The sequence below is a fragment of the Fusibacter sp. genome (genome assembly GCF_057447755.1).
In genome coordinates this window covers 1-5830 of record NZ_JBVBZF010000229.1, presented here as the reverse complement: position 1 = coordinate 5830, position 5830 = coordinate 1, and the positions used below count along the sequence as shown (strand labels likewise).

The following is a 5830-nucleotide window of genomic DNA, read 5'->3' as shown; positions in this document are numbered from 1 at the left end:
ACTCTTAGTATCTATGCTGAGTGTACTCACTATATTTAGATTTATGATTTTCAATAGGCAGTTAAAAGAAGTTTCTGTATCTGCTTTAAAGCAAAAGGCACAGGATTTGAAATTATATCGTGAAAGAATCCTTAAAAATGTTAATGCAATGTGTAGAAACTGTGATGTATGCAAGGAAAGTCAGTGTCTTGTTGGTTATATGAGAGACTTACTTTCAAGAAAAGTAGACCTTAAGGAAATAGACTATGATTTTATTGAGGCCATATATGATGACCATTTTGACTCGTGCCAGGCGGAAGTTATTCTCAGTCTTCTTAAAGAATATTTTGATAAATATCCCGAAGAGCATATGGTCAATTTAGAATTAATTAACATAGAAAAAGTACTTAAAAAAATCATTGAAAAAAATTTAGTCCAATTATAAGAAGTTAAGATCTTAAATCACACACAAGAACAACCATTTTAGCGGCACTATCATAACAAAGGGATCTGAGTGAGGTCTATATTCAGGTGTGTAATTCTAGTCAATTGAATGAGATCAGCATATAGAATAAAATAATAAGGTAAGGTGATCAAGTGGGAAGATTATTTGGTACAGATGGTGTAAGAGGGATTGCAAATAAGGAACTTACAATTGAACTTGCGATGAGTTTAGGTAAGTATGGTGCACATGCCATAACAAAAGGCAATAAGAATGCAACTATTATCGTGGGTAAAGATACTAGAATTTCTGGGGATCTTTTAGAGGCTGCTTTGATAGCAGGTATATTATCAACAGGTTGTAATGTTTTAAAAGTGGGTGTTATACCAACACCAGCCATTGCAAGATTAATTAAAAAGGTAAATGCAGATGCAGGTGTTATGATTTCAGCATCCCATAATCCGGTTGCTTTTAATGGCATTAAGTTTTTTAATAATTTAGGTTTAAAGCTGTCGGATCAACTTGAAGATGAAATTGAAAATCACATTAAAGAGAAGAGTGAAATTGCTTTGCCTGAGGGACTTGAAATAGGTCATGTTAAAGAGTATCCGCATGCAGAGGAAGATTATATAGAATATATTTTAGAAACCTTAAATGGGGAAACTTTTGAAGGGCTTAAACTTGCACTTGACTGTGCTAATGGCGCAGCATTTGATGTTGCACCGAGAACCTTTAATCGATTAGATGCAAAGGTGTATACAATACATCATGAACCTGATGGGACCAATATCAACGAAAATTGTGGTTCTACACACCTTGGTGATCTTAAAAACTTTGTCAAGGTTGTTGGTGCGGATGTAGGGCTTGCTTTTGATGGCGATGCAGATCGATTACTTGCCATAGATGAAAATGGCGAACTCGTGGATGGTGACAAGATTATGGCCATTTGCGGAAAATTTTTAAATGATCAAAATGACTTAGCCAATGGGACTGTTGTTTCAACGGTAATGAGCAATTTAGGCTTTGATATTGCCTTGAAGGAAAATGGATTACAAACGATTAAAACCAAGGTTGGCGATCGTTATGTCCTTGAAGAAATGCTTGCAAATGGTTATGATCTTGGTGGTGAGCAATCTGGTCATATTATTTTCCTAAAGCATAATACAACAGGAGACGGCTTACTGACTGCTGTTCAGCTCATTAGAGTTATGAAAGCAAGTGGTAAGAAACTCTCAGAACTTGCAAGCATAATGACTGTATATCCACAGGTTCTAAAGAATGCCAAAGTCTCAAATGATAAAAAATATCATTACATGGATGATGCTGTTATTTCTGAAAAGATCAAAGAAATTGAAGAAACATTTCATGGCAATGGTAGAGTGTTAATCAGACCATCAGGTACAGAACCTCTTGTAAGAGTTATGATCGAAGGTAAAGACCAGGCTGAACTTGAAAGCGTTGCGGAAGATATGGTCAAACTTATTGAGAAACAATTAAATTAGAATCCGATTTATGAGATAATATAGTTCGTAAGCCTTAGAGGTCATTCGACATGGTCAAACACCGTTTGATATAAATATTTCAATTGATAAGGGCCTTTAATTGTTAAAAGTAGATCAATATGATTTAATCAGTTTAACAAAAATAAGTCGTGAAATTTGTGGTGAAATATATGAAGTTTTTTGATTTGCATGCAGATATCTTTTATGATCTAACCAACCAACATCAAAAAGGTTACAGCGACACCTTTAACACTAGACATTATGAAAAAATGAAATCTGGCCATATAGGTGGTTCTATTTTCGTTGTTTGGAGTGATCCTAATTCTGAAATAGAATCTAGTCGCTTTTTAGATTTAGCCTTTAAGCAAGTTGAACGTGAGATGAATGATGCAACTTCTCATATGAAAGTGATTTTAAATACGGATGATCTCCTGGAAACATGGTACGATGACAATGTTAAGGCGATTGTTGGTATGGAAGGCATTCAGGCTTTTGGAGAGTCCTTGTTAATGATCGATGATTATTATGAAAGAGGCCTTAGACACATCGGTTTGACATGGAATGAACAAAATGCATTTGCAACTGGCGTAGAGGGTATCGCTGAGAGGGGGTTAACCCTCCTCGGGAGAAAGATGGTAAAAAAAATTCAAGATAAGAATATGATTCTTGATTTGGCGCATTTAAATGAGAAAAGCTTTTATGATGTTCTAAGGTGTAATCAGAAACCCGTAATGGTTTCCCATTCAAATGCCTATGCTCTATGCCCCCACAAACGTAATCTCAAGAACGAACAGATTAAAGCCATTGCCGCTCAAGGTGGTATAATCGGCATCGCATCTGTTGGGGCCTTTGTAAGTGAAGACTTATCTAAACGCAACATAGAAACTCTTTCAGACCATATTGCCTATATGGTGGATATTGCAGGTATTGATGCCGTTGCGTTTGGCTTCGATTATTGTGACTATATTGTAGAGGATTACGTTGGGGTTGAAGATATTAGAGATGCATCAGCAACCTTGAATATCATTGAAGCACTATCCAAAAAAGGTTTTACACCGATGGAAATTAAAAAGATTGCAAATGAAAACGCTTTGAAATTTATAAAGAGCACTGGTTTTTAACCAGTGCTCTTTCTTCATAATTTATTTAATTGTATGGTCTTTCATTTGTTAAAATTAGCCGTTAAGGTATTCTGTGTACCAGCTTCGAATTTCATCACTTACAGAACGAATACCCATCACATCAAATTCTTTAGTGTATTTATGCTTAACGATGCTTTTTTTATAGATGGGATCATAGTATTCAAGAAGTAAGCGTTCTGAGATCTTAGCGTAATCTTTTTGCTGTATCAAGATTTCAAGCTCATCCAAAAATACCTTGCTGGTGTAGACACCTAATTTCAAGAGCGCTTTGCGCAATTGAGCATCAAAATCATCACATAATGAGTAATCCTTAACGAGGAGATCCACTCTAAAATCAATCGTTGCATTTAGCAGGAGGTGGACTCCGGCTTGAATGCTGTTATAGAGTGGTTGTGGCATGAATACTGGACCAATGCGCTTGCTCTCAGATTCGACAAAACAATAATCTGACTTTAGTTTAATCAGGCTTTCAAATATTAGATTTTCAAAGGTTTGTTGAGTTTGTATAGCCTCAATACCAATATGTCCAAGGTGAGACCCCTTGTGCATGGCAAGACCTTCTAGGTCTAGAACAGGTAATTGATCTGATGAAAGTGTCTTGAGAACATGCGTTTTACCAACACCGGATAAGCCGTGCAATACCACCATTTTTGGATAGAAATCAGGATTTGACAAATGGTCGAGCACAATCTGACGATAGCTTTTATAGCCTCCATCAATCCAAAAGACTGGGAGGCCAATGCCCTTAAGAACAAGTGCGATAGAGGTACTTCTATAGCCACCGCGGGAACAGTAGAAGACGATTTTAATATCAGGGTGTTGAGATTTAATCTTCTCAATGGCATCAAAGTATGTCATCAGTTTTTTAGAGGCAAATTCAAGACCTTTACGACGCGCATCATCGACAGAGACATTTTTATAAAGATCGCCAACAATATGCCGTTCTTCATTATTTAGGATTGGAATATTTTGAGCATTTGGGATATGACCTTTTTCATACTCGGCTTCGGAACGAACATCTATATAATAACAATTTGTATCGTTTGGATCATATGGTATTGATTTGTACATAAACACCTCGTGACTAATGAATAAGTTAATAAGACTTCAATCCATTTTATCACAAAAAAATACTGTCTACTAGAGACAGCATTATTTACTCTTCCTTAAAGAGTTTGAAATTTGAGATTTGATTGCTTAATTCAATACTGCTTTTATAAAGCGTGCTGATTTGATGTTCTATACTCTTCATTGCATGGGTGTGGCTTTCAACTGCAAAAACAACCTTGTCAGAAGAGTATGCTGTAGATTGTGAATGTAATAGAATACTTTCAAGTGAATTTGTAATGGCATCTTTTCTATTGGTAACACCATGAATAGCTGTCATGAGTTGCTCCATTTCTTCAGTGACATCAATAAGGGCGTCGATGGCAGAATCACAATGTAAAATCACATCTTCAATAGAATAATCAAGATTACTTGCAATCTTTTCTGCTTGATCTAGGGATAAACCTATTTCAAGTGAAGCCTGATAGAGTTTTAAAATATAGTCATGACTTTTATGTACGAGATCTATAAGTGTCATATGAGTTTCTATAAGATTTGGATCAAGTTTGCTGATCAGTTCATCATATTTTAGCATGTCCTTAAGGGTATCCTGTACAGGAATAAGTGTTGAGAGACAATCGCTAAGGGACTCAAAACTCTTTATGATCGTACGAATTGAAAGATCTGATACCACCGCATTTTGAACCATTACTTCAAGGGCTTCATGGGCTGAGCTCATGATTTCATGCGTAATGCCTATTTTAGAGGAGACATCAGAAGACAAGTCCAGCATATGATCAATTTTAGTGCCAATTGATTTTGAGAGAAAGAGTGCATTTTGTGTTTCGTCTACTTGAATGTTGGCATCCCTTGAAACCGCTTGTATAATCATGCTTACTTCATCAACGGCATTACTGCCTTGTGAGGCATCATCTGCTAATACTGAAGTTGAGTCATGAATTGTGGTTGTAATACGAATTATGTTTTGGATTAGTCTAGATAGGCTCGCCTTCATTTTATTAAAAGCATGTATGCTTTCAGCGATTTCATCTGAGCCGTGGGTATTTATTTTCGAGCTAAAATTACCAGATGCAACTTCCATAATATTATAGTGAAGTGTTTCAAGTGAATATAGTGACTTTTTAATGATGGTCCATAAAACGAGCGATATTATAATCGTAGAGGCGAGATACATTACATTTGTCAGTAATAGGGCCTTTTTGAGTGGCGAAAAAAATGAACTAGAAGTATCATCAATTAGCAAGTACCAATTATAATCTGGTAAAGATAAAAAATAGAAGGTATCATTTAATGATGAAGAAATTTTGCCATAATTAAGCTCTTTCTCAATTGAAGTCATAAGGCCATCATAGAGGCCTTGATCATAAGTTAAAAGCTTATCGTTAGGAAGTGCAGTTTGATCTGTTTTCTTTATGATATTGAGGTGATCATCCAGTAAAATAATGGTTTCTGTGCTGGATTCAACGGGCAGGTTTTCTGGTTTAAAGTTAACGCCAACGAGACCCACTGTATCTTTGTCGACAATAATAGGCGTAACGACGCTAAAAACTAAATCGCCACTATATGGATCAATGTATGCAGAGGAAAGGATCGTTTGACGAGGGTCATATTGCCAGGGATAAGGGGTTTCATCGGAGTCTAAATCGATCTGACTTTCGAATGTAGCATTATGAAAAAAAAGTTCTTTTCTATATTTT

5 protein-coding genes are annotated in these 5830 nt (G+C 36.0%); 3 read left to right on the top strand and 2 right to left on the bottom strand.

Annotated elements, in window-relative coordinates; translation table 11 throughout:
- From AC220I_RS17175 to AC220I_RS17165, 3 genes are all read left to right on the top strand, one after another.
- Window positions 1-424: hypothetical protein (locus tag AC220I_RS17175; RefSeq protein WP_486725091.1), on the top strand; the 424-nt coding region annotated here is incomplete at its 5' end.
- Between the two features lie 152 nt (window positions 425-576).
- Window positions 577-1923: a phosphoglucosamine mutase gene (glmM, locus tag AC220I_RS17170; RefSeq protein ID WP_486725090.1), complete on the top strand. Its 1347-nt coding sequence runs from the start codon at window positions 577-579 to the stop codon at window positions 1921-1923.
- A gap of 170 nt (window positions 1924-2093) precedes the next feature.
- The gene (locus AC220I_RS17165) at window positions 2094-3044 is read left to right on the top strand and encodes a dipeptidase (protein WP_486725089.1); all 951 of its coding nucleotides are present in this window, start codon (window positions 2094-2096) and stop codon (window positions 3042-3044) included.
- 54 nt (window positions 3045-3098) lie between these two features.
- On the opposite strand, the gene mnmH is transcribed toward AC220I_RS17165, so the two are convergent.
- Entirely contained in the window at window positions 3099-4136 is a 1038-nt protein-coding gene (gene mnmH / locus AC220I_RS17160) for a tRNA 2-selenouridine(34) synthase MnmH (protein ID WP_486725088.1), read from the bottom strand.
- An 85-nt stretch (window positions 4137-4221) separates the two neighbouring features.
- The coding region (locus AC220I_RS17155; RefSeq protein ID WP_486725087.1) for a sensor histidine kinase at window positions 4222-5830 on the bottom strand (1609 nt) is incomplete at its 5' end.